Raw genomic sequence first — 22,327 nt, forward strand, 5'->3', positions numbered from 1 at the left:
GTGACGGTGCCGGCTGTCAGGCTCGAAAGGGCCTGAACGCTGGCTTGCGTGGCCGCGACAGGCGCTCATTGCCCGTAACGCGTTGGGGCGTCATAATGTAGCCCCTTTTTTCTGTCCCTACATGTGGAAGGTTCCCGTGACTCAGAAGCCCGACCAGTGTCTTGGTGAGTGGATCGATCGTGAAGCCCTGGCTGAAGCGATGATCCCGCTTATCGGTCAGCTCTACCGCAACAACAACGTGGTGAGCTCGATTTATGGCCGTAGCCTGATCAACCGTTCGGTTATCTCGATCCTCAAGGCGCACCGCTTTGCGCGTCATCGTCAAGCCGACGAAACCGAACTGTCCGTCCACGAGACATTCCCCCTGCTCAAGGCCATGAGCGAGCTGAAACTGGGCGCCGCTTCGGTCGACCTGGGCAAGCTGGCCAACAAGTTCAAGCAGGAAGGCAATGGCCGCACTGCCGAGCAGTTCGTCCGTGAAGAACTGGCCGAGGTGGTTGGCCAGCAGAACGCTTCGGCGCGCAAGGGCACCGACGTTGTCCTGTACGGCTTCGGCCGCATCGGCCGCCTGCTGGCGCGCATCCTGATCGAGAAGACCGGTGGCGGCGACGGCCTGCGCCTGCGCGCCATCGTCGTGCGCAAGGGCGCCGAGAACGACCTGGTCAAGCGTGCCAGCCTGCTGCGCCGTGACTCGGTGCACGGCCCGTTCGATGGCACCATCACCATCGACGAAGCCAACAACACCATCACCGCCAACGGCAACCTGATCCAGGTTATCTACGCCAAGAGCCCGAGCGAAGTCGACTACACCCAGTACGGCATCGAAAACGCGCTGATCGTCGACAACACCGGCGTATGGCGTGATGCCGACGGCCTGGGCCAGCACCTGGCCTGCCCGGGCGCTGCCCGCGTGATCCTCACCGCACCTGGCAAGGGCGCGCTGAAGAACATCGTGCACGGCATCAACCACGGTGACATCGCTGCCGATGACAAGATCATCTCGGCCGCTTCCTGCACCACCAACGCCATCGTGCCGGTGCTCAAGGCCATCAACGACCAGTACGGCATCGTCAACGGCCACGTCGAAACCGTTCACTCGTTCACCAACGACCAGAACCTGATCGACAACTTCCACAAGGGCAGCCGCCGTGGCCGTGCCGCGCCGCTGAACATGGTCATCACCGAAACCGGCGCCGCCACTGCTGCCGCCAAGGCACTGCCAGTGCTGAAGGGCAAGCTGACCGGCAACGCCATTCGCGTACCGACGCCGAACGTTTCGATGGCCATCCTCAACCTGAACCTCGAGAAGGCCACCAGCCGCGACGAGATCAACGAGTACCTGCGCCAGACCGCCATGCACTCGGAACTGCACAAGCAGATCGATTACGTCAGCTCGCAGGAAGTGGTTTCGACCGACTTCGTCGGTTCGCGCCACGCCGGTGTGGTTGACGCCGAAGCGACCATCTGCAACGACAACCGCGTTGTTCTGTACGTCTGGTACGACAACGAATTCGGTTACAGCTGCCAGGTGGTTCGTGTGATGGAAGAGATGGCCGGTGTGAACCCGCCAGCGTTTCCGCACTGATACGCTTGTAAGGCAATGAAAAAACGGGAACCTTCGGGTTCCCGTTTTTTTATCCAGAATTTTTGTTGTCTGTGCCGGCCTCTTCGCGGGTAAACCCGCTCCCACAGGGCCGCGTCGTCCGTGAGGGCAGTGGTATACCTGTGGGAGCGGGTTTACCCGCGAAGAGGCCAGTACAGGTAATCGAGAGCCCGAACCTTGCGCACAGCCTTGCTGTTCATCCTCATGCTGCTCACCGCCTGCAATCAGGGCCCCACCCTGGAGCGTCTGGGCGGCCCGACCATGGGCAGCAGCTACAGCATCCAGTACGTGCGCGAACCCGGCGGCCCGGCGCCGGTCCAGGTGCAGGCGGCAGTCGAAACCATCCTGCACGACATCGACCAGCATTACTCGACCTACCGCGGCGACTCCACCGTCAGCCGTTTCAACCAGTTGCCCGCCAACCAGTGCCAGGTCCTGCCGCCCGACATGCTCGAACTGGTCAGCCTTGGTCAGCACCTGGCCGAGCAGAGCGGCGGCGCCTTCGACCTTACCGTCGAACCGTTGCTCGACCTGTGGGGCTTCGGCCCCCAGGCCCGTCACGAGCAGGTGCCCGACCCGCTGGCCCTGGCCCAGGTGCGCCAGCGCGTGGGCTACCGGCACTTGCACATCGACGGCCAGGCCCTGTGCAAGGACGCCCCGGTACAACTCGACTTCAACAGCATCGCCGCCGGCCATGCCGTCGACCTGATCGCCGCGCGCCTGCAGGCCATGGGCGTGGCCAGCTTTGTCGCCGAAGCCACCGGCGAGCTCAAGGCCGCCGGCCGCAAGCCCGATGGCAGCCCCTGGCGCATCGCCCTGGAGCTGCCCCGCGAAGATCGCCAGATAGCCCGCCAGATCATCCCGGTCAATGGCCTTTCAGTATCAACCTCGGGTGACTATCGGCACTATTTCGAGGAGAATGGCCGGCGCTATTCGCACACCTTCGATGCCCGCCTCGGGCGCCCGGTGCAGCACGACCTGGCCGCGGTCACCGTGCTCGATGCCTCGGCGCTGCAGGCCGACGGCTATTCGACGCTGCTATTGATCCTGGGCCCGGAACGTGGCTGGGATTTTGCCGTGGCGCATGACCTGGCCGCGGTATTGGTGACTCGGGCCGAGGGTGGCTTCGTCTCCCGAGCTACGCCCGCATTCGAACGGGCAGTGAAAGGCGAATGAAAGCGCAAGCAGGGATGATCGCCGCCAGGGAATGGTTCACACATGTAGTGCGGGCAAAATTGGCCTACGACGCGACCAAGGGTTAATGTGCGCGGCGTTCACGCTTGATTAGACTGCACCCGAATTTTCTCATGACGCCCCGGCGGCATGATCGCGCCCCGCGAGCGACCGTGGCTTGCGGGCCAGTTCTGAAGGAGTACGCATGGCTGTCTACAACTACGACGTAGTGGTGCTGGGTTCCGGCCCGGCCGGAGAAGGTGCGGCAATGAACGCCGCCAAAGCAGGGCGCAAGGTGGCGATGGTCGATAGCCGTCGCCAGGTCGGGGGCAACTGCACCCACCTGGGCACCATCCCGTCCAAGGCACTGCGTCACTCGGTGCGGCAGATCATGCAGTTCAACACCAACCCGATGTTCCGTGCCATCGGTGAGCCGCGCTGGTTCTCGTTCCCGGACGTGCTGAAAAGCGCCGAGAAGGTCATCGCCAAGCAGGTAGCGTCGCGCACCGGCTACTACGCGCGTAACCGCGTGGACGTGTTCTTCGGCACCGGCAGCTTCGCCGACGAGCAGACCGTCGAAGTGGTCTGCCCGAACGGTGTGGTGGAAAAGCTCAACGCCAAACACATCATCATCGCCACCGGCTCGCGCCCGTACCGCCCGGCCGACATCGACTTCCACCACCCGCGCGTCTACGACAGCGACACCATCCTCAGCCTCAGCCACACCCCACGCAAGCTGATCGTGTACGGTGCCGGCGTGATCGGTTGCGAATACGCCTCGATTTTCAGCGGCCTGGGTGTATTGGTAGAGCTGGTGGACAACCGTGGCCAGTTGCTGAGCTTCCTCGACTCGGAAATTTCCCAGGCGCTGAGCTACCACTTCAGCAACAACAACATCACCGTGCGCCACAACGAAGAGTATGAGCGCGTCGAAGGCCTGGACAACGGGGTGATCCTGCACCTGAAGTCGGGCAAGAAGATCAAGGCCGACGCCTTGCTGTGGTGCAACGGCCGTACCGGCAACACCGACAAGCTGGGCCTGGAAAACATCGGTATCAAGGTCAACAGCCGCGGCCAGATCGAGGTCGACGAGGCCTACCGCACCAGCGTGCCGAACATCTACGGTGCCGGCGACGTGATTGGCTGGCCGAGCCTGGCCAGTGCCGCTCATGACCAGGGCCGCTCTGCCGCTGGCAGCATCGTGGATAATGGCAGCTGGCGGTTCGTCAACGACGTGCCGACCGGCATCTACACCATTCCGGAGATCAGCTCGATCGGCCGCAACGAACAGGAACTGACCCAGGCCAAGGTGCCGTACGAAGTGGGCAAGGCCTTCTTCAAGGGCATGGCGCGCGCGCAGATCGCCGGTGAGCCGCAGGGCATGCTGAAGATCCTGTTCCACCGCGAAACCCTGGAAATCCTTGGCGTGCACTGCTTCGGCTACCAGGCTTCGGAGATCGTCCACATCGGCCAGGCGATCATGAACCAGCCGGGTGAGCAGAACAACCTGAAGTACTTCGTCAACACCACGTTCAACTACCCGACCATGGCCGAAGCCTATCGGGTAGCTGCCTACGACGGCCTGAACCGGCTTTTTTGAGCGGCTCCGACCGGTGGCCTGAGCCGGTCGGAGAGACCGATTTCAACCCTGCCCGAGGGTGGTCTTGGCCAAACCGGGAAAGTCTGTAATCAGGCTGTCCACGCCAAAATCAGCGAGCCGGCGCATCAGTGCCGGTTCGTTGACCGTCCACACCGACACGTGCAAACCCTGGCCCTGGGCTTTGAGCAGGCGCTCGGGGGTGCACAGTGTCCAGTTCAATGCCAGCAGCTCGCAGCCGTAGTTCTGTGCCACCTTCAGCGGGTCGAGCCAGGCGTATTCGGCCACCAGCCCGCGCTTGACGTCCGGCACCAGCTCCAGGGCGGCACCCAGCACTTCGCGTGAGCTGGAGGTGATGGTCACCTTGTCCAGCAGGCCGTACTGCTGGGCCAGTTCGCGGATTGCCAGCACGGTGGTGGCGGCACGGGTGCGCGAGGCGCTTTTCACCTCCAGCTGCCAGTGCTCGAACGGGCATTTCTCGAACAGTTCTTCCAGTTTCGGGATCGGGCAGGGCTGGACGTGGCCCGGGCCGCCTTTGCGGGCATCGATCTTGACCAGCTCGGCGGCCGGGTGCTCGACCACCTTGCCGCGTTTGCCGGTGGTGCGCTTGAGGGTGGGGTCATGGATCACCATCAGCTCGTTGTCGGCCGACAGGTGCAGGTCCAGCTCGCAGCGGGTCACGCCATGGGCGAGGCATTGCTGGAAGCTCTTCAGGGTGTTCTCGGGCGCTTCGCCCTTGGCGCCGCGGTGGCCGTAGATCAGGGTCACGTTCGTTCCTTCAAATCAGAGAAAAATGGGCTCAGGAGGCGGGGTCGTTCTGTTCCAGCTGCTGGCGCCGTTGCTGCTGCTGGCGCTGCAGGATGTAGCGAGCCAGCAGTTGCCGTTGGGCGTCGGTCATGTCGGTGAATTCGGTGCCGACCTCGAAGCCGCCCTCCGGGCGCGGGTCGCAATGGGTGATCTTGCCGCGCAGCAGCAGGCCATGGGCGCGCGGCATAAGCACCATCTTCACCTTGACTCGGGTGCCGGGGGCCACCGCTGTGGCTTGCGCGAATTCGATGCCGCCCTCGGAGATGATCACCGGCTGGGGCTGGCCAACTTCGCCGATAAGGGTCTGGGCAACCACCGCGCTAAGCAGGTCGAGGCGTTTGTTCTGCGCGCGCAGGAAGGCGGCGAGGGTGCGGTCCTTTTCACTCAGCTGGCGCAGCAGGTGCTGCGACTCGAAGTCGGACAGGTGCAGTTCGCTGAGCAGGTTGAATAGTGGCGAATCATCTTGCAACACATCTGGGTCAAGGGCTTCGGCCGCGCTGAGGGGGCTGATTTGAAGTGCGATCCGATCTTCGATGCGGTAGTATTCGCGGCGATCTTCTTCGTCTAATGTCGTCATGGCGAACCCAAGGTAGCGGCGGTGGTCCGAGTGTAAAGCCGCCGTAGGCGCCTCGCCACAAGGACGTTCCCTTTCATCCGAACAAGCCCCGACATGTTCAGACCTCTTTTCGCATTCATCGGCACGCGTTATACCCGTGCCAAACGTCGCAATCACTTCGTCTCGTTCATTTCCCTGACCTCGATGATCGGCCTCGCCCTGGGCGTGGTGGTGATGATCGTGGTGCTCTCGGTGATGAACGGTTTCGACCACGAGATGCGCACCCGCGTGTTGGGCATGATCCCGCATGCCACGCTGGAGAGCGGCCAGCCCATTGCCGACTGGCCGGCCCTTGCCCAACAAGTAAAGCAGAATCCGCAGGTGGTGGCGGTTGCGCCTTTCACCCAGATGCAGGGCCTGCTGACCCATGAAGGCAAGGTGCAGAAGGTGCTGCTCAACGGCATCGACCCGGCCCGCGAGCGCGAAGTGTCGATCATCGACAAGTTCGTCCTGCAAGGCCGCCTCGACCAGCTGGCGCCGGGCGAGTGGGGCATCATGATCGGCGACAAGGCCGCGGCCAAGCTGGGCGTGGGCATCGGCGACAAGCTCACCTTCGTCGCCCCCGAGGTCAGCGTGACCCCGGCCGGCATGTTCCCGCGCATGAAGCGCTTCACCGTGGTCGGCACCTTCCACGTGGGCGCGGGCGAGATCGACGGCTACCTGGGCCTGACCAACATCAGCGACCTGTCCCGCCTGCACCGCTGGAAGCCCGACCAGGTCCAGGGCCTGCGCCTGAAGTTCGACGACCTGTTCCAGGCGCCACGGGTGGCCTGGGACATCGCCCAGCGCCTGGGTGACCAAGAATTCTACAGCCGTGACTGGACCCGTACCCACGGCAACCTGTACCAGGCAATCCGCATGGAAAAGGCCATGATCGGCCTGCTGTTGCTGCTGATCGTGGCGGTGGCGGCGTTCAACATCATTTCCACCCTGGTGATGGTGGTCAACGACAAGCGTGGCGACATCGCCATCCTGCGTACCCTGGGCGCCACGCCCGGGCAGATCATGCTCATCTTCATGGTCCAGGGCACGGTGATCGGGGTGATCGGTACCCTGATCGGCGCCGTGGTCGGGATCGTCGCTGCGCTGAACGTGAGCGCGGTGATCGCCGGCATCGAGAAACTGATCGGGCACAAGTTCCTCAACGCCGACGTGTATTTCATCGATTACCTGCCGTCGCAGATCCAGGCCCAGGACGTGTACATGGTCTGCGGTGCGGCGCTGGTCCTGAGTTTCTTCGCCACCCTGTACCCGGCCTGGCGTGCGGCCCGCACCCAGCCTGCAGAGGCGCTACGTTATGAGTGAGTCGCGCATGAGTGATAAAGCCGTTCTGAGTTGCCGCAACCTGGGCAAGTCCTACGACGAGGGCCCGGAATCGGTGCAGGTGCTGTCGGGGCTCAACCTCGAGCTGCATGCCGGTGAGCGGGTAGCCATCGTGGGTAGCTCCGGCTCGGGCAAGAGTACCTTGCTCAACCTGCTGGGCGGCCTCGACCGGCCGACCCAGGGCAGCGTCTGGCTGGCCGGCGAGGAGCTGTCGGCGCTGGGCGAGCGTGCCCGTGGCCTGCTGCGCAACCGCGAGCTGGGCTTTGTCTACCAGTTCCACCACCTGCTGCCGGAATTCACTGCCATCGAGAACGTGTGCATGCCATTGCTGATCGGCCGCACGCCCATCCCCGAGGCCCGTGAGCGTGCCGAGGCGCTGCTCAAGCGCGTGGGCCTGGCCCACCGCTTCAACCACAAGCCGGCCGAGCTGTCCGGTGGTGAACGCCAGCGGGTGGCGATTGCCCGGGCACTGGTCAACCGCCCCGGCCTGGTAATGCTCGACGAGCCGACCGGCAACCTCGACCACCACACCGCCCAGGGCATCCAGGAGTTGATGCAGGAACTGTCCAGCGCGTCGCGCACGGCGTTCCTAGTGGTCACCCACGACCTCAACCTGGCGCGCCAGATGGACCGTGTATTGAAGCTCGACGACGGCCACCTGGTGGCGATCTGATCGACTGCACGGGGTGGCCGGTGCCGCCCCGTTTTCCTGTTTTCATTGGGTGATTTCGTACATGTTCAGACCCTTGCCCATCTTCATCGGCGCGCGCTACACCCGAGCCAAGCGCCGCAACCACTTCATCTCGTTCATCTCGATGACCTCGATGATCGGCCTGTCGCTGGGCGTGCTGGCGATGATCGTGGTGCTGTCGGTGATGAATGGCTTCCAGCGCGAAATGAGTTCGCGCATCCTCGGCCTGGTGCCGCATGCCGCCATCCTCGGCGTGCAGCCGCTGGACGACTGGCACAAGGTGGCCGACGCGGCCATGCGCGACCCGGCGGTGATGGCGGCGGCGCCGATTACCGAAATGGAAGGCATGCTGTCGTACAAGGGCGCGATGCAGCCGATCCAGGTAGGCGGTATCGACCCGGCTGAAGAGGGCAAGGTCTCGATCGTCGGCCAGCATATCGTCCAGGGCCGCCTGCAGGACCTGCAGCCGGGTGAGTTCGGCGTGGTCATCGGTGAGCTGACCGCGCGGCGCTTCCGCCTGAATACCGGCGACAAACTGACCCTGATCGTGCCGGAAATCAGCAAGGAGCCGGGCGGCATCACCCCGCGCATGCAGCGCCTGACCGTGGTCGGCATCTTCAAGGTCGGCGCCGAGCTGGACGGCTCGCAGGCTTACATCCACGTGGACGATGCCGGCGCCATGCAGCGCTGGGCGCCGGGCCAGGTGCAGGGCGTGCGCCTGAAACTGCACGACCTGTATGCCGCGCCGCAGGTGTCCAAGGCCATCGCTGCCGGGCTGGGCGATGCCTACCGTGCCGATGACTGGTCGCATACCCAGGGCAGCCTGTTCAGCGCCATGAAGATGGAAAAGACCATGATCGGCCTGCTGTTGCTGATGATCATCGCGGTGGCGGCGTTCAACATCATCGCCACCCTGGTGATGGTGGTGAACGACAAGGGCCCGGACATCGCCATCCTCCGTACCCTGGGCGCCACGCCGGCGCAGATCATGGGCACGTTCATGGTCCAGGGCAGCCTGATCGGCATTGTCGGGACGCTGATCGGTGGCGTGCTTGGGGTGGTTGCAGCGTTCAACGTCAGCCAGATCGTCGGTTGGCTGGAGCGGGTGAGCGGGCAGCACATCTTTACTTCGGATGTGTACTTCGTCAGCAGCTTGCCGTCGCAGTTGCAGTGGGGCGATGTGGCGATCATCTGCACTGCCGGGTTGGTGATGAGCTTCCTGGCGACCATTTACCCGGCTTATCGGGCATCGCAGGTGCAGCCGGCGATTGGCCTGGCAGTTTGATGTTTACCTGAGAGTCTGGGGGCGCTTTGCGCCCCTTTCGCGACACAAGGCCGCTCCCACAAGTATCGCGAATTGGCCAAGCTGACGCGATCCCTGTGGGAGCGGCCTTGTGTCGCGATGGGCTGCGAAGCAGCCCCAGTTTCACCGATCCTGAGTGAACTCGATCAAAAACCGCGTCCACCCATCCTCGCATTGCGCCCGAATGCTCCCGCCATGGGCCTGCACGATCGACCGGGTAATCGCCAACCCCAACCCGGCATGCTCGCTACTGCCTTCCCGCCGCGCCGGGTCCACCCGGTAGAAGCGGTCGAACAACCGTGGTAACACCGCCGGCTCGATAGCCGCCCCGGTATTGGCCACGCCGATCCTCGGCCCTGGCCCCAATGTCACCTGTATCAGCCCTCCCGCCGGGGTGAAGCGCAAGGCATTGTCCAGCAAGTTGGACAGCGCCCGGCGCAGCATATGCCGGTCGCCCTGCAGCAGCGCCTCACCCTCGCGCAGCATCTGCACGCCGCTGTCCTCTGCCAGCGGCGCGTAGTACTCCAGCAGCGCATCCACCTCCTCATGCAGCACCAGCGGTGCTTGCCCCGGCACCAGCAGGCCATGGTCGGCCTTGGCCAGGAACAGCATGTCGTTGATCATCTGCGCCATCCATTGCAGCTCCTCGAGGTTGCCGTGCAGGGCTTCGCGGTACTCTTCGAGGCTGCGCGGGCGGGTGAGGGTGACCTGGGTGTGGGTCAGAAGGTTGGACAGCGGCGTGCGCAGCTCGTGGGCGATGTCGGCGGAGAATGCCGACAGGCGCTGGAAGGCATCGTCCAGGCGCTGCAGCATGGCGTTCATGGTCGTCGCCAGCTCGGCCAGCTCTTCGGGCATCTGTGCCACCGGCAGGCGTGTGGTGAGCGAGCGCGCCGATACGCTGGCAGCCACCTGGCCCATCTGCCGCAACGGTCGCAGCCCGCGGCGTGCAGCCCAGGCACCGAGCAGTGCCGTGGCCAGCGCCGACAGGCCCACCGTCAGCCAGATCAGCCGCTGCATGCCCTGCAGGAAGTGCTGGTGATGGGTGATGTCGAGGTACAGGGTCAGTTGTGGCGACTGCGGGGCGCCTTGCGCCAGGTGCACGGCCAGGCTGCGGTAGTCGGTGCCTTGCGCATGCAGGGTTGCCAGCCCGTCGGGCAGTGGCGTCCGCGGCAGGCCTGTACGGCTTTCGAACCAGGTGGCGCCGTCGCTGCCGTTGATGCGCAGGGCCAGGTCGGCCTGGTGGCCCAGTTCATCGCGCAAGGCGGGCAGGCGCGCCTGCAGCTCGGCCGGCGTGGTGATGCCGGCCAGCTGGGTGCGGAACAGCGACAGGCGCGAGTCCAGCAGTTGCTGGTCCAGTTCGACGAAGTGCTGCTCGCTGGCCCGGCTGAATATCAGGCCGGCGCCGAGCGAGACAGCGGCGGTGCAGGCGGCGAACAGCAGGGCCAGGCGGCTGCCGAGGGAGACCCGACGCATCACTCAGTACGCTCTTCGAGTACATAGCCCATGCCGCGTACGGTATGGATCAGCTTGTTGGGGTGCGGGTCGTCGATCTTCAGGCGCAGGCGGCGGATCGCCACTTCGATCACATTGGTGTCGCTGTCGAAATTCATGTCCCACACCTGCGAGGCGATCAGCGATTTGGGCAGCACCTCGCCCTGGCGGCGCAGCAGCAGTTCAAGCAGGGCGAACTCCTTGGCGGTCAGGTCGATGCGCTGGCCGGCGCGCTCGGCGCGGCGGCGGATCAGGTCCAGGCGCAGGTCGGCCAGGCCCAGGGTGGTGTCCTGGCTGGGGCTGGTGCCCCGGCGCAGCAGGCTGCGTACTCGCGCCAGCAGTTCGGAGAAGGCGAACGGCTTGACCAGGTAATCATCGGCGCCCAATTCCAGGCCGTGCACCCGGTCTTCCACGGCATCGCGGGCGGTGAGAAACAGCACCGGGGTGTCCAGGCCGGCCTGGCGCACGGCCTGGAGGATCTGCCAGCCGTCACGGCCGGGCAGCATCACGTCGAGAATCAGCAGGTCGTGGTCGCCGGTCAGGGCGAGGAACTGGCCGGTCTCGCCGTCGGTGGCCAGTTCGGTGGCGAAGCCGGCCTCGTTCAGGCCCTGGCTCAGGTACTGGCCGGTACGGGCCTGGTCTTCGACGATCAGCAGTTTCATTGGGTGAATTGACTCCAGCAAACGGCACAAAACCCTGTGGGAGCGGGTTTACCCGCGAAGAATTCAACACGGTGCATGGCACCGGCTTTGCCGGTGTTCGCGGGTGAACCCGCTCCCACAGGGGTTGGGTGATGCTGAGATGATACGTGACGATGCACCCGCTCGCCCCAAACTGACGAAGATGTAATCCCGCTGACTTGCGCTCCAAGGCGGGGGGCAAAACCGGTAGACTAGGGGCAATTTCGAACCTTCAGGTCAGTTTCCATGCATCCCGCTGCCGAACATTCCCCGCTGGGCAAGTCCAGCGAATACATTGCCACCTATTCCCCGGAGCTGCTGTTCCCGATTCCGCGTACCGCCAAGTGGGCCGAGCTGGGCGTTACCGCCCAGACCTTGCCGTGGCAGGGTGTGGATTACTGGAACTGCTTCGAGCTGAGCTGGCTGCTGCCGTCGGGCAAGCCGGTGGTGGCGATCGGCGAGTTCGCCATCCCCGCCGATTCGCCGAACATCATCGAGTCCAAGTCGTTCAAGCTGTACCTGAACTCATTGAACCAGACGGTGTTCGCCTCGCTTGGCGAACTGCAGGCGTGCCTGGAGAAAGACCTGTCCGCCGCCGCCGGCAAGCCGGTCGGCGTGAAAGTGCGCACCCTGGCCGAGGTCGAGGCCCAAGGCGTGGTGGCCTTGCCGGGGCAGTGCATCGATTCGCTGGACGTTGCCATCAGCAACTACGAACAGCCACAGCCAGAGCTGCTGCACTGCAACCCGGAGCGGCAGGTGGAAGAAACCCTGCACAGCCACCTGCTGAAGTCCAACTGCCCGGTCACCGGCCAGCCGGACTGGGGCAGCGTGGTGGTCGAGTACAAGGGCAGGGCGCTGGACCATGCCAGCCTGCTGACCTACCTGATCAGCTTCCGCCAGCATGCCGACTTCCACGAGCAGTGTGTGGAGCGGATCTACCTGGACTTGAAGAACCTGCTGCAGCCGGAGCATTTGACCGTGTATGCGCGCTATGTGCGCCGGGGTGGGCTGGATATCAACCCTTACCGCAGCACGGGGGCGATCAGCCCGGACAACAAGCGCCTGGTTCGGCAGTAAGGTTCGCAAGTACGCAGGGGGGCGCTTCGCGCCCCTATCGCGACACAAGGCCGCTCCTACAGGTACAGCGCAAGCCTCAAATCTTGCGCTGTATCTGTAGGAGCGGCCTTGTGTCGCGATAGGGCCGCAAAGCGGCCCCAGTATTTCTAGATCCCCATGCTGTGCAGCGAGTTGGCAATGCTGCGCAGGGTGGCGGTGAGGTCGGGGTGGTCGGCCTCGAAGCGTTCGATCGCCAGGTTCACGCCGTCCACCAGGTTGTTGTCTGGCGTGGCTTCCTCAAGCTTCAGTTGCGCCTCGATCTGGCGCGCTTCTTCGTGCAGCGCGGCCAGCTCTTCGTCCGAAAGCGGCACGTTGCGATCCAGTTGCTCGCGCAAGCTGTTCAGGCGCTCTTGCAATTCGCGGGCAGGCATTGGCAGTTCTCCATCAATGGCTTGGCAAGCCATGGACCTCAGCGAAGCGGCAAAGGTTCTGGCCTGTCTTCAGCGTAATCCACCTGCCGTTGCTTTGCATGATCCGCGTCAAAGGTGCTGTATCAGGGTTTTTCGCCCTTGCGCCGGCGTTGGGCAATGTCCTGCAGGCAGGTGTCCAGCGCTTCCAGGTGGTCGATGACAGAGTGCACGCCCAGGCTGAACAGTTCCAGCGTCGCCTTGCCACGGGCCAGGTCCTGTTCCTGCTGGGTCATGGCTTGCCATTGCCGCGAGCTGCGGTCGCAGAACGGGCTGCAGGCTGCCAGCCCTACCGTCCACAACCCCGCGTTCAGGCCGGACTGCAGCAGGCGTGGGTCGCCGCTGACCAGCACGCAGCCGTCCAGGCGTTGGCTGTCCAGCGTCATCAGGGCCTGCCAGCAGGCATTCGGCGCCGGCCAGCGTACGCCGTTCACCGAATGCCCCGGCAGCCAGGCGGGCAGTACGTGCGCCAGGCGCTTGCTCTGGGTGGCGCCGAGGTCGTCCAGCCAGATGCACGGCACCTGGCGCTGGCGCAGGCTGGCGAGGGTGGCCAGGGCGCCGGGGGCGGGCGAGGGGGCGCCATTGGCGGCTTGAACCAGGCAGCCGCGCAAGCCGAACAGCACAGCGGTGAAGGCGGGTGCAGCGTCCATGGCAACTTCCCTCAAATAGTCCGCAGGCTATTCGGCGATTGTTACCGCCCTGTGACAACGGGCACCGCGCAACAGTTGTTCACAAAATATTGAGCAGAGATGTGTAAAGCTGTTTATCAGCCCGCAAGCCTCTATACTGCCGCCGTACAGCAGCGCACCCGTTTGCGCTTGCGGCCGAGAAATTCGATGGAGAAACACCTATGCGTAGGATCGGTGCCAGTGTGATCGAACGAGTCACCCAGGCCTGTGTCTGCGCCAGCATGCTGCTGGCGCCCGTGGCAGCCACCCAGGCCGCCACCGAGGAAGATCCCTGGGAAGCGGTCAACCGCCCGATCTTCCGTTTCAACGATACCCTCGACACCTATGCCCTCAAGCCATTGGCCAAGGGCTACCAGGCGGTCACCCCGCAGTTCCTCGAAGATGGCATCCACAACATCTTCCGCAACCTGGGTGACGTGACCAACCTGGCCAACGACCTGCTGCAGTTCAAACCCCATGCTGCGGGCGTGGACACGGCGCGGCTGATCGTCAACACCACCTTCGGCCTGGGCGGCTTCTTCGACGTGGGTACCAAGATGGGCCTGCAGCGCAACGACGAGGACTTCGGCCAGACCCTCGGCTACTGGGGCGTGCCGAGCGGCCCGTATGTGGTCATCCCGCTGCTGGGCCCGAGCACCGTGCGTGACGGCGTGGCCAAGTACCCGGACACCTATACCGAACCCTACCGCTACATCGACCATGTGCCGACGCGCAATTCGATCTTCGCCCTGGACATCATCGACACCCGCGCCGACCTGTTGTCGGCCGAGAAGCTGATCCAGGGTGACAAGTACATCTTCATTCGCAACGCCTACCTGCAGAACCGCGAGTTCAAGGTCAAGGATGGCGAGGTCGAAGACGACTTCTGATCCTGCGCGGGTTCTTTGTGGGAGCGGCCTTGCGTCGCGAAAGGGCTGCGTAGCAGCCTTAGATCTCAGCATCCACGCGTGTATTGCCGGGGCCGCTTTGCGGCCCTTTCGCGACACAAGGCCGCTCCCACAGGGCCCATCAATGCATCGCCAGAATCCGCAACCCGAACTTCTGCTGCCCGCCCGGCTGGTCGGCAATCCACACCACTTCGGTGCTGGCGTGCAGCCCCTTGAGTGCCGGGTGGTCGGACTCGATCTGTACCTCGATATGGTCTCCCACCTGGAAGCGCTGCGGTGCCTGCACCTGCATGCCGCCGCTGGACAGGTCCAGGCACACTGCCGCGATCACCTGGCCTGCGTGCAGCAGGCTGACCTCGGTGTCGATGCGCATGCGGATGAAATCGCGTTTCTCGTCATGGCTGGAGGGCGTATGAGGCATGCTGCATCCTTCCCATCGGGTTGCGCTGGTCGACTTTCTTATAACTCCCGGTGATTTGGCCTGTAAAGTGCGCCGAGGTGAACCTTTGCATGCTTGAAACGCCTGCCGGATGGGAGTACCGTCTGCGCCTTACAAGGTCCCTCTGACAGTTGCCGGGCAAGTGTTCTTGTCCTACAACTCAAGTAGAGTGTGACCACAAAGAATTCCCGTAGCTGGCCGTCTGCCTTGCCGACACCGCTGCACCAACCCAAATCGGCGCCGTTCGCCCACATGCAGAAAACCAGTGCAACGCTGCTGATCATCGATGACGACGACGTGGTCCGTGCAAGCCTCGCCGCCTATCTTGAAGACAGTGGCTTCAGCGTCCTCCAGGCCGGCAATGGCCAGCAGGGGCTTCAGGTCTTCGAAGAACACCAGCCCGACCTCGTGATCTGCGATCTGCGCATGCCGCAGATGGGCGGCCTCGAACTGATCCGCCAGGTCAGCGAGCGCGCCCCGCAGTTGCCGGTGATCGTGGTGTCCGGTGCCGGCGTCATGAGCGATGCGGTGGAAGCGTTGCGCCTGGGCGCTGCCGACTACCTGATCAAGCCGCTGGAAGACCTGGCCGTGCTCGAGCATTCGGTGCGCCGCGCCCTCGACCGCTCGCGCCTGGTGCTGGAAAACCAGCGCTACCGCGACAAGCTCGAAGCCGCCAACCGCGAACTGGAAGCCAGCCTGCACCTGTTGCAGGAGGATCAGACCGCCGGCCGCCAGGTGCAGATGAACATGCTGCCGGAGAGCCCTTGGGTGGCCGGCGAGTTCGCCTTCGAGCACCAGATCATTCCGTCGCTGTACCTGTCGGGTGATTTTGCCGATTACTTCCGGGTGGACGAACGGCGCATCGCTTTCTATCTCGCCGACGTCTCCGGGCATGGCGCGTCGTCAGCGTTTGTCACTGTGTTGCTGAAGTTCATGACCACGCGGCTGTTGTTCGAATTCAAGCGCGGCAGCAAGATGCGCGAGTTCAAACCCTCGCAGGTGCTCAGCCACATCAACCGCGGGCTGATCAACTGCAAGCTGGGCAAGCACGTGACCATGGTTGGCGGGGTGATCGATGAAGACACCGGACTGCTGACCTACGCCGTTGGCGGCCATCTGCCGCTGCCGGTGCTGCACACCCCAGAGCACACCCGCTACCTGGAAGGCCGCGGTCTGCCGGTGGGGCTGTTCGACGAGGCCACCTACCAGGACCTGGTGGTGGAGCTGCCGCCGCAGTTCAGCCTCAGCCTGATGTCCGATGGCATTCTGGACCTTTTGCCGGGTGACACGCTCAAAGATAAAGAAACCGCCCTGCCGGAAATCGTCAGGGCAGCAGGTGGCAGCCTGGATGGGCTGCGTCAACGATTTGGATTGGCTACGCTTGGGGAGATGCCGGATGATATCGCCCTATTGGTGTTGAGCAGGAACCTTCAATGAGTACCGGTAGAATCCAGTTCGCCGAGCAGAGCGGTACCTTCGTCCTGAAATTCGTCGGTGAAGTGCGCCTGACCCTGTGTTCGGCGCTGGATGCGACGATCGAGAAGATTTTCACCGCGTTGAACTTCTCGGCGATTGTCATCGACCTGACCGAAACCGAGAGCATCGACAGCACCACCCTGGGCCTGCTGGCCAAGCTGTCGATCCTGTCGCGCCAGAAGGTGGGCCTGTTGCCGACCGTGGTCACCACCAACCCTGACATTTCCCGGTTGTTGCAGTCGATGGGCTTCGATCAGGTGTTCAACATCGTCGATCGGCCGATCCCGTGCCCGGAATGCCTGACCGACCTGCCGTCCCAGGACCAGAACGAAGACGTGGTGCGCTCCAAGGTGCTGGAGGCGCACAAGATCCTCATGGGCCTGAACGACTCCAACCGCGAAGCCTTCCATGATCTGGTCAATGCGCTGGAGCGGACCTGATCTTCAGCCTGTACCGGCCTCTTCGCGGGTGAACCCGCTCCCACAGGTTATGCACCAGTCTTGAGTCATGCACTCTACCTGTAGGAGCGGGTTTACCCGCGAAGAGGCCGGTATGGCCAACACAAGCATTACCTGCCTGATCACCCCCGCCGCGCAAACTCGGTAGCCTCACCCCCACGCGCATCCAACTGATACACCCGCGCTGGCCGCCCCTGTTCATCGAAGAACACCTGCCCCAACCCCGCGCCATTCCACAACCGCTCGCCAGCCTTGCTATGGCTGGGTGTACGCGGCACCACCTCCATTTCCCGCCGCTTGGTAAACCAGTTGAGCGGCGAGCGTGGCGCATACAGCCAGCGGTTGAGCCGGTCGAGCACATCCAGCAGGCGCCGCGGGAATTCGTTCTTGATCCCGCTGCTGGTCACCTGCCACAAGTGCGGGCTGCGCTGGCGGTGGCGGATGAGCACTTCATAGACGAACGAGTAATGCACATCGCCGGACAGCACCACGTAGTGCCCCGGCGTGCGCGAGTGGCGGAAGATGTTGAGGATGACCTGCGCTGCACCGCGATGGGCCATCCAGTTCTCGGCATCCACCAGCAGCGGGTAGCCCAGCCAGCTGAACAGCTTTTGCACCGTCTCGATCAGCTTCACGCCAAAAATCGGCGCAGGCGACACGATGATCGCCGACGGGTGGTCCAGCAATGCTTGCTGCAACTCGCTCAGCGCCTCCCAGTCGAGCAGGCCGGACGGCTTGGCCAGGCTGCTTTCGCTGCGCCAGCGGCGGGTGCGGGTGTCCAGCACCAGCAAGGGTGGGTTGGTGGGCAGGCTGAACTGCCAGCCCTGGAAGCGCAGCAGTGCGCCGATCAGCTCATCCTGGGTCTGGCTGTTCAACGCCTGGCATTGCCCGACCAGGGGCTTGCAACCCTGCGGGTCGTTACCCCAGGCCTGGCACAGCAGGTAGCCGAGCAGGGCATTGCCGATGATCCGCCGTGAGAAGGGGTGGCCGTAGGCGGTTTCTTCCCACAGCGCCGAGAGGTTCCAGTCGTCGGTGATGTCGTGGTCGTCGAAGATCATCAGGCACGGCAGGTGGGCCATCACTCGCGCTATCTGGCCGAGGTTGTCGGCAAACGCCTGGATCAGCGGCAGCTCATGCCGGTAACGGGCCTGGCGCGGTGCGGTGAGCCCGTTGGGCATGTCCAGGTTTACCAGCTGCCAGGGCACCGGTGACCACACCAGCAGGTACATGGCCATGACCTCGGCGAAGGTCACCAGATGATTGTCGGCGTTGCTGGACGAGAAGATCGGTTTGCGCTTGCCGCCGAAAAAGCGCTCGCGCAGGGTTTCGTTGCGTTCCTGCGCCGGCAGCAGGTCGGCGCGGTGGTAATAGCAGGCTGGGTGCTGGTACAGCGCCTGGCTGTCGGGCACCACCGCGCCCTCCAGTTGCTCGTCGAACAGGCCCAGGCGCGCAATCAGGCTGTGGATGGCGCGTAGCATCGGGCCGGCGACGTCGTCGGCATAGACCTGGTCGCCGGTCATCAGCAGCACGGCGGGGCGGTCCGCGGGGCTTTCGCAGGCCTGCAGCAGGCGGTCGGCGCAGAGCAGGCCATCGGCGGCCGGAAAATGTGGCTTGCGGCAGGAACCGTGCAGCAGGTGGTCGAGCCGATCACGCAGCACCAGGCTTGGGCGCCGGGCGCCGGGGTAGAGCAGGTGCGGCGCCCAGCCGGCGATGCCCTGGCCGTTGATGAGCAGGTCATAGTCGAGCAGCTGGTTGCAGGGCAGCGGCTGGGCGAAGTGGATGTCCAGCAGGTGGATGAAGGCGTGCTGGCCCACCGCGACCACCTGGCAATCGACCTGGGCCTCGCCTGCCGGGAGGATGAATTCGGGTTGCAGCGGTTGCGTGGCGACCAGCCAGATGGCCAGGCGCTGGGGTTCCAGGCGGCGCAGTACCGGGCCGGCGAGTACGAGGGGCAATAGCGTAGAGGAGGTCATCGACAGCTCAGGTGGCTTCTCGGGCCTCTTCGCGGGTAAACCCGCTCCCACAGGTACAGCGCCAACTTCTGGCCTGTGGGGATCCTTGTGGGAGCGGGTTTACCCGCGAAGAGGCCCTGGAATTCAATACAAATCTAAGGCCAGGTAAAACAAAACGGGCGGAAAATGCTGAACACTTCCCGCCCGTCAGGCAATCCCGAAATGTATCAGGCCTTTTCAGCCATCAACTTCTCCAGCTTCTCCTGGTCCCGTGCGAACTGGCGAATGCCTTCCGCCAGCTTCTCGGTACCCATGGCATCTTCGTTCATGGCCCAGCGGAACTGGCTTTCGTTCAGCTGTTGCTTGGGCTCGCCGGCATTGCCCGGCTTCAGCACCTGCGGCAGGTCGCCCTGGTCATCGCTGAGCTGCTGCAGCAGCTCTGGGCTGATGGTCAGGCGGTCGCAGCCGGCCAGCTGCTCGATCTGGCCGATATTGCGGAAGCTGGCACCCATGACCACCGTGTTGTAGCCGTTGGCCTTGTAGTAGTTGTAGATGCGAGTGACCGACTGCACGCCCGGGTCTTCGGCGCCCACGTATTCCTTGCCGGTGCTCTTCTTGTACCAGTCGTAGATACGGCCCACGAACGGCGAAATCAGGAACACCCCGGCATCGGCGCAGGCCTGGGCCTGGGCGAAGGAGAACAGCAAGGTGAGGTTGGTCTGGATGCCTTCCTTCTCCAGCTTTTCGGCGGCGCGGATGCCTTCCCAGGTGGAGGCCAGCTTGATCAGCACGCGGTCGCGGCCAATGCCAGCGGCTTCGTACAGCTCGATCAGCTTGCGCGCCTTGGCCAGCAGGGCGGGTTCATCGAACGACAGGCGGGCATCGACCTCGGTGGAGATACGCCCCGGGATGACCTTGAGGATGCCCGAGCCCACGGCCACCGCGAACTTGTCGCAGGCCAGGTCGACATTACCCTTTGCATCGGCCTTAACCTGCTTGAGCAGATCGGCGTAACCCGGGATGGCCGCAGCCTTGAGCAGCAGCGACGGGTTGGTGGTGGCATCGACCGGTTTCAGGCGGGTGATGGCGTCCAGGTCCCCGGTGTCGGCGACCACGGTGGTGAACTGCTTGAGTTGTTCCAGCTTGGAGGTCATGGGCGTGCTCTGTCCTGTGCAATGACTCGACATTACCCGAGCCCCGACGGCCACTCAAGGGCTCGCGAAGCGCGGTGCGAAAGGTGAGGATTCGAGTCGCAAGCGGCCCCGAGGTTCCGCATCTGCTTGCAAGGGCCGCTGGAGATACAACTGGCTTACACAAAATGTGGTGGTTTGCGCCATCCCTGTGGGAGCGGGTTTACCCGCGAACACCGGCGAAGCCGGTGCCATGTACCGCGTTGTTTTCTTCGCGGGTAAACCCGCTCCCACAGGATCTGCATATATCTGAACCCCTGCAGCATCCTGCAGGGGATGGCTTGCTGGCGATGAGGCCCACCTGCTGAATCACCGCCCCTGCAACAACTCCACCGCCTGGTCGAACACCGCCAACGGCTCCGCCGCCTTGTGGATATCCGCCGACAGCAACTGGCGGAAGCGCCGCGCCCCCTTGAACCCTTGGGCCAGCCCCAGAATATGCCGGGTAACGTGGTGCATCGCGCCACCACTTTCCATGTGCGCGACGATATAAGGCCGCAACTGCGCCAGCGCCTCGCTGCGGCTGACCACCGCCGCCTCGCTGCCGAACAGCTGCTGGTCCACCTCGGCCAACAGGTAAGGGTTATGGTACGCCTCGCGCCCCAGCATCACCCCATCGAAGGTTTCAAGGTGTGCCTGGCACTCGTCCAGGGTCTTGATCCCGCCGTTGAGCACGATCTCCAGGTCCGGGAAGTCCGCCTTCAACTGCGCCGCCACGTCATAGCGCAGCGGCGGAATCTCACGGTTCTCCTTCGGCGACAAACCTTCCAGGATCGCGATGCGCGCATGCACGGTAAAGCTCCGGCAACCTGCCTCGCGCACCTGGCCGACGAAGTCGCACAGCTCGGCGTAGCTGTCGCGGCCATTGATACCGATGCGGTGCTTGACCGTCACCGGGGTCGACACCGCGTCACGCATGGCTTTCACGCAATCGGCCACCAGCGCCGGGTGGGCCATCAGGCAGGCGCCGATCATGTTGTTCTGCACCCGGTCACTCGGGCAGCCGACGTTGAGGTTGACCTCGTCGTAGCCAGCCTCCTCGGCCAGGCGGGCACAGGCAGCCAGGTCGGCCGGCACACTGCCGCCCAGTTGCAGCGCCAGCGGGTGCTCGGAGACGTCGTGGCGCAGGAAACGGTGGGCGTCGTTGTGCAGCAGGGCACCGGTGGTGACCATTTCGGTGTACAGCAGGGTGTTTTTGGAAAGCAGGCGCAGGAAGAACCGGCAGTGGCGGTCGGTCCAGTCCATCATCGGTGCAACGCTGAAGCGACGGGAAGGCTCAGGGCGCGTGGTTGCTGGGTTAGAGCCTGGGTTTGTGGTCATATCGTTCAACGTGTCTTGTACCAAATTCAGCAGTTTCGAATGTGTTTGTAGCAATCCGGTTGCGCGCTCTGGCAAAAGTCGACGGCAAGTAGCTCGGTGATAGCCAGGGCAGGCAGCTAGTTTACCAAGAGAGCCGGGCATCCGTCTGGACTCGATCTATGCGCGGCCCTGCAGCCTTCTCCCCAGATAGCCACCAGCCAACTTACTTGAGCGGCACGTAGATATCCGTTTGCCATTGCTCCAGCGGCGTTTCCGGATACACGCTCAAGTAGTGAAAGAACAACGGATGATCCCGCAGTTCCTCGTCGCTCGAAGGCAGCCAGTCCCGATAAAGCGGATAGATGGTTTCGCCAATGTAGTCAGGCGAGCCAGTATGCCGGATCACGGCGCAGCGGCCCGCCGGGATGATGCGTTCGTGCACGCCGAAATGGTTGGGCTGCACGGCTTCGCATATTTCGCCACACACGGCGAAGCGAAAGGCGTGCGCCGGGGTGGTGTCGGGGTTGTCGTAGGGGATGCCGAAGGTTCGGCTGCTGGCCACCGGTGACTGGCCGCTCTGAATGCGCCATTGGCGAAAGCGCGCAACGCTTTCACTGACCAGGCCGGGCGCCCCTTGGTGTTCGAGCGCGGCCACATGGGTTTCGGCGAAATCCAAGATGCGGATCTGCATGGTGATACTCCTTGAAAGATGAGGAACAACGAAAACCGCACTCCAGGCCTGCCAGTTCGGGGCCTTGGCGAATACGCTCGGTGCCACGCCAAAAGCACGCTTGAAGGCCCTGGAAAAGGCTTCGGGGCTTTCGAAGCCGGCGCCGAAAGCTGCTTCCAGTACGGAAATGGCAGGCGAGGCAACCAGTTGGTGCGCCGCGCGTCGAAGCCTCATCAGTTGCACATACCGTGAAACCGGAACGCCCATGTATGCCGTGAACTGCCGATGGAAATGAAATGCCGAGAAGTGGGCGACGCGGCTCAGGGCATATACCGACAGGTCACCTTCGAGGTGGCTGTCGATGTAGGCAAGCACGGCTTCGAACCGTTTCGCGTAGGTCGCTTTGTGCTGTGAGTCAGTCAACGAACGGAATCTCCGGGAGATGCGGTGAGCGCTAGCA

At 63.6% G+C, this 22,327-nt stretch carries 21 protein-coding genes; 10 read left to right on the plus strand and 11 right to left on the minus strand.

Translation table 11 applies throughout. The features are described from left to right. Window positions 1-121: 121 nt before the first annotated feature. From ABX298_RS18865 to sthA, 3 genes are all read left to right on the plus strand, one after another. Window positions 122-1,585: a glyceraldehyde-3-phosphate dehydrogenase gene (locus tag ABX298_RS18865; protein ID WP_031324543.1), complete on the plus strand. Its 1,464-nt coding sequence runs from the start codon at window positions 122-124 to the stop codon at window positions 1,583-1,585. A gap of 195 nt (window positions 1,586-1,780) precedes the next feature. Further along, window positions 1,781-2,779, plus strand: coding sequence for an FAD:protein FMN transferase (locus tag ABX298_RS18870; protein ID WP_286101355.1), 999 nt, complete (start codon window positions 1,781-1,783; stop codon window positions 2,777-2,779). 202 nt (window positions 2,780-2,981) lie between these two features. Next, window positions 2,982-4,376 (plus strand): Si-specific NAD(P)(+) transhydrogenase, encoded by a 1,395-nt coding sequence (sthA, locus tag ABX298_RS18875; RefSeq protein ID WP_015269541.1) that lies wholly within the window; start codon window positions 2,982-2,984, stop codon window positions 4,374-4,376. 42 nt (window positions 4,377-4,418) lie between these two features. On the opposite strand, the gene ABX298_RS18880 is transcribed toward sthA, so the two are convergent. Together ABX298_RS18880 and ABX298_RS18885 are read right to left on the minus strand one after the other, a co-directional pair. Then, complete coding sequence (locus tag ABX298_RS18880; RefSeq protein WP_015269542.1) at window positions 4,419-5,141, minus strand: glycerophosphodiester phosphodiesterase; 723 nt, start codon at window positions 5,139-5,141, stop codon at window positions 4,419-4,421. 31 nt (window positions 5,142-5,172) lie between these two features. Then, window positions 5,173-5,757, minus strand: coding sequence for a PilZ domain-containing protein (locus ABX298_RS18885; protein ID WP_367393469.1), 585 nt, complete (start codon window positions 5,755-5,757; stop codon window positions 5,173-5,175). Window positions 5,758-5,850: 93 nt separating this feature from the next. On the opposite strand from ABX298_RS18885, the gene ABX298_RS18890 reads away from it, so the two are divergent. The 3 genes from ABX298_RS18890 (at window position 5,851) to ABX298_RS18900 (ending at window position 9,095) form a co-directional block, all read left to right on the plus strand. Further along, window positions 5,851-7,101, plus strand: coding sequence for a lipoprotein-releasing ABC transporter permease subunit (locus ABX298_RS18890; RefSeq protein ID WP_015269543.1), 1,251 nt, complete (start codon window positions 5,851-5,853; stop codon window positions 7,099-7,101). A 7-nt stretch (window positions 7,102-7,108) separates the two neighbouring features. Beyond that, window positions 7,109-7,792, plus strand: a complete 684-nt coding sequence (lolD, locus tag ABX298_RS18895; protein ID WP_169774647.1) for a lipoprotein-releasing ABC transporter ATP-binding protein LolD — start codon at window positions 7,109-7,111, stop codon at window positions 7,790-7,792. Between the two features lie 61 nt (window positions 7,793-7,853). After that, window positions 7,854-9,095 carry a lipoprotein-releasing ABC transporter permease subunit gene (locus ABX298_RS18900; protein ID WP_015269544.1) on the plus strand — a complete coding sequence of 414 codons (1,242 nt, stop codon included), beginning with the start codon at window positions 7,854-7,856 and terminating at the stop codon, window positions 9,093-9,095. A gap of 141 nt (window positions 9,096-9,236) precedes the next feature. On the opposite strand, the gene ABX298_RS18905 is transcribed toward ABX298_RS18900, so the two are convergent. Both ABX298_RS18905 and cinR read right to left on the minus strand, forming a co-directional pair. Further along, window positions 9,237-10,589 carry a heavy metal sensor histidine kinase gene (locus ABX298_RS18905; protein ID WP_367393470.1) on the minus strand — a complete coding sequence of 451 codons (1,353 nt, stop codon included), beginning with the start codon at window positions 10,587-10,589 and terminating at the stop codon, window positions 9,237-9,239. After that, the gene (gene cinR, locus ABX298_RS18910; RefSeq protein ID WP_025338336.1) at window positions 10,586-11,266 is read right to left on the minus strand and encodes a two-component system response regulator CinR; all 681 of its coding nucleotides are present in this window, start codon (window positions 11,264-11,266) and stop codon (window positions 10,586-10,588) included. Before cinR ends, ABX298_RS18905 begins: the two co-directional genes overlap by 4 nt. A gap of 264 nt (window positions 11,267-11,530) precedes the next feature. Here cinR and queF point away from each other — a divergent pair, with 264 nt between their 5' ends. Further along, complete coding sequence (gene queF, locus ABX298_RS18915; RefSeq protein ID WP_367393471.1) at window positions 11,531-12,361, plus strand: NADPH-dependent 7-cyano-7-deazaguanine reductase QueF; 831 nt, start codon at window positions 11,531-11,533, stop codon at window positions 12,359-12,361. Window positions 12,362-12,507: 146 nt separating this feature from the next. Here the strand turns inward: queF and ABX298_RS18920 are convergent, their stop codons facing one another. Together ABX298_RS18920 and ABX298_RS18925 are read right to left on the minus strand one after the other, a co-directional pair. Then, window positions 12,508-12,771 carry a DUF4404 family protein gene (locus ABX298_RS18920; RefSeq protein WP_004376395.1) on the minus strand — a complete coding sequence of 88 codons (264 nt, stop codon included), beginning with the start codon at window positions 12,769-12,771 and terminating at the stop codon, window positions 12,508-12,510. 122 nt (window positions 12,772-12,893) lie between these two features. Continuing rightward, window positions 12,894-13,457: a phosphonoacetaldehyde phosphonohydrolase-related protein gene (locus tag ABX298_RS18925; protein WP_367393472.1), complete on the minus strand. Its 564-nt coding sequence runs from the start codon at window positions 13,455-13,457 to the stop codon at window positions 12,894-12,896. 200 nt (window positions 13,458-13,657) lie between these two features. Between ABX298_RS18925 and ABX298_RS18930 the strand changes: the two genes are divergently transcribed. After that, window positions 13,658-14,365, plus strand: a complete 708-nt coding sequence (locus tag ABX298_RS18930; RefSeq protein WP_137163349.1) for a VacJ family lipoprotein — start codon at window positions 13,658-13,660, stop codon at window positions 14,363-14,365. Window positions 14,366-14,504: 139 nt separating this feature from the next. Here ABX298_RS18930 and ABX298_RS18935 read toward each other — a convergent pair whose 3' ends face one another. Then, window positions 14,505-14,804: a PilZ domain-containing protein gene (locus ABX298_RS18935; RefSeq protein ID WP_075044226.1), complete on the minus strand. Its 300-nt coding sequence runs from the start codon at window positions 14,802-14,804 to the stop codon at window positions 14,505-14,507. Between the two features lie 270 nt (window positions 14,805-15,074). Between ABX298_RS18935 and rssB the strand changes: the two genes are divergently transcribed. Together rssB and rssC are read left to right on the plus strand one after the other, a co-directional pair. Next, window positions 15,075-16,259 (plus strand): two-component system response regulator RssB, encoded by a 1,185-nt coding sequence (gene rssB, locus ABX298_RS18940; protein WP_015269551.1) that lies wholly within the window; start codon window positions 15,075-15,077, stop codon window positions 16,257-16,259. After that, window positions 16,256-16,738: an anti-sigma factor antagonist RssC gene (rssC, locus tag ABX298_RS18945; RefSeq protein ID WP_013971741.1), complete on the plus strand. Its 483-nt coding sequence runs from the start codon at window positions 16,256-16,258 to the stop codon at window positions 16,736-16,738. The genes rssB and rssC overlap by 4 nt, the downstream gene beginning before the upstream one ends. Window positions 16,739-16,878: 140 nt before the next feature. On the opposite strand, the gene ABX298_RS18950 is transcribed toward rssC, so the two are convergent. The 4 genes from ABX298_RS18950 to ABX298_RS18965 form a co-directional block, all read right to left on the minus strand. Further along, window positions 16,879-18,729 (minus strand): alkaline phosphatase D family protein, encoded by a 1,851-nt coding sequence (locus tag ABX298_RS18950; protein ID WP_367393473.1) that lies wholly within the window; start codon window positions 18,727-18,729, stop codon window positions 16,879-16,881. A 206-nt stretch (window positions 18,730-18,935) separates the two neighbouring features. Next, the gene (gene tal / locus ABX298_RS18955) at window positions 18,936-19,862 is read right to left on the minus strand and encodes a transaldolase (RefSeq protein WP_025338341.1); all 927 of its coding nucleotides are present in this window, start codon (window positions 19,860-19,862) and stop codon (window positions 18,936-18,938) included. A gap of 345 nt (window positions 19,863-20,207) precedes the next feature. Continuing rightward, a complete protein-coding gene (dusA, locus tag ABX298_RS18960; RefSeq protein WP_085617249.1) occupies window positions 20,208-21,218 on the minus strand; it encodes a tRNA dihydrouridine(20/20a) synthase DusA in 1,011 nt (336 codons plus the stop codon). A gap of 202 nt (window positions 21,219-21,420) precedes the next feature. Then, complete coding sequence (locus tag ABX298_RS18965) at window positions 21,421-22,290, minus strand: GyrI-like domain-containing protein (protein ID WP_075044234.1); 870 nt, start codon at window positions 22,288-22,290, stop codon at window positions 21,421-21,423. Window positions 22,291-22,327 lie beyond the last annotated feature (37 nt).

The sequence above is a fragment of the Pseudomonas sp. X4 genome, from assembly GCF_040784925.1.
Taxonomy (GTDB): Bacteria; Pseudomonadota; Gammaproteobacteria; order Pseudomonadales; family Pseudomonadaceae; genus Aquipseudomonas; species Aquipseudomonas putida_Z.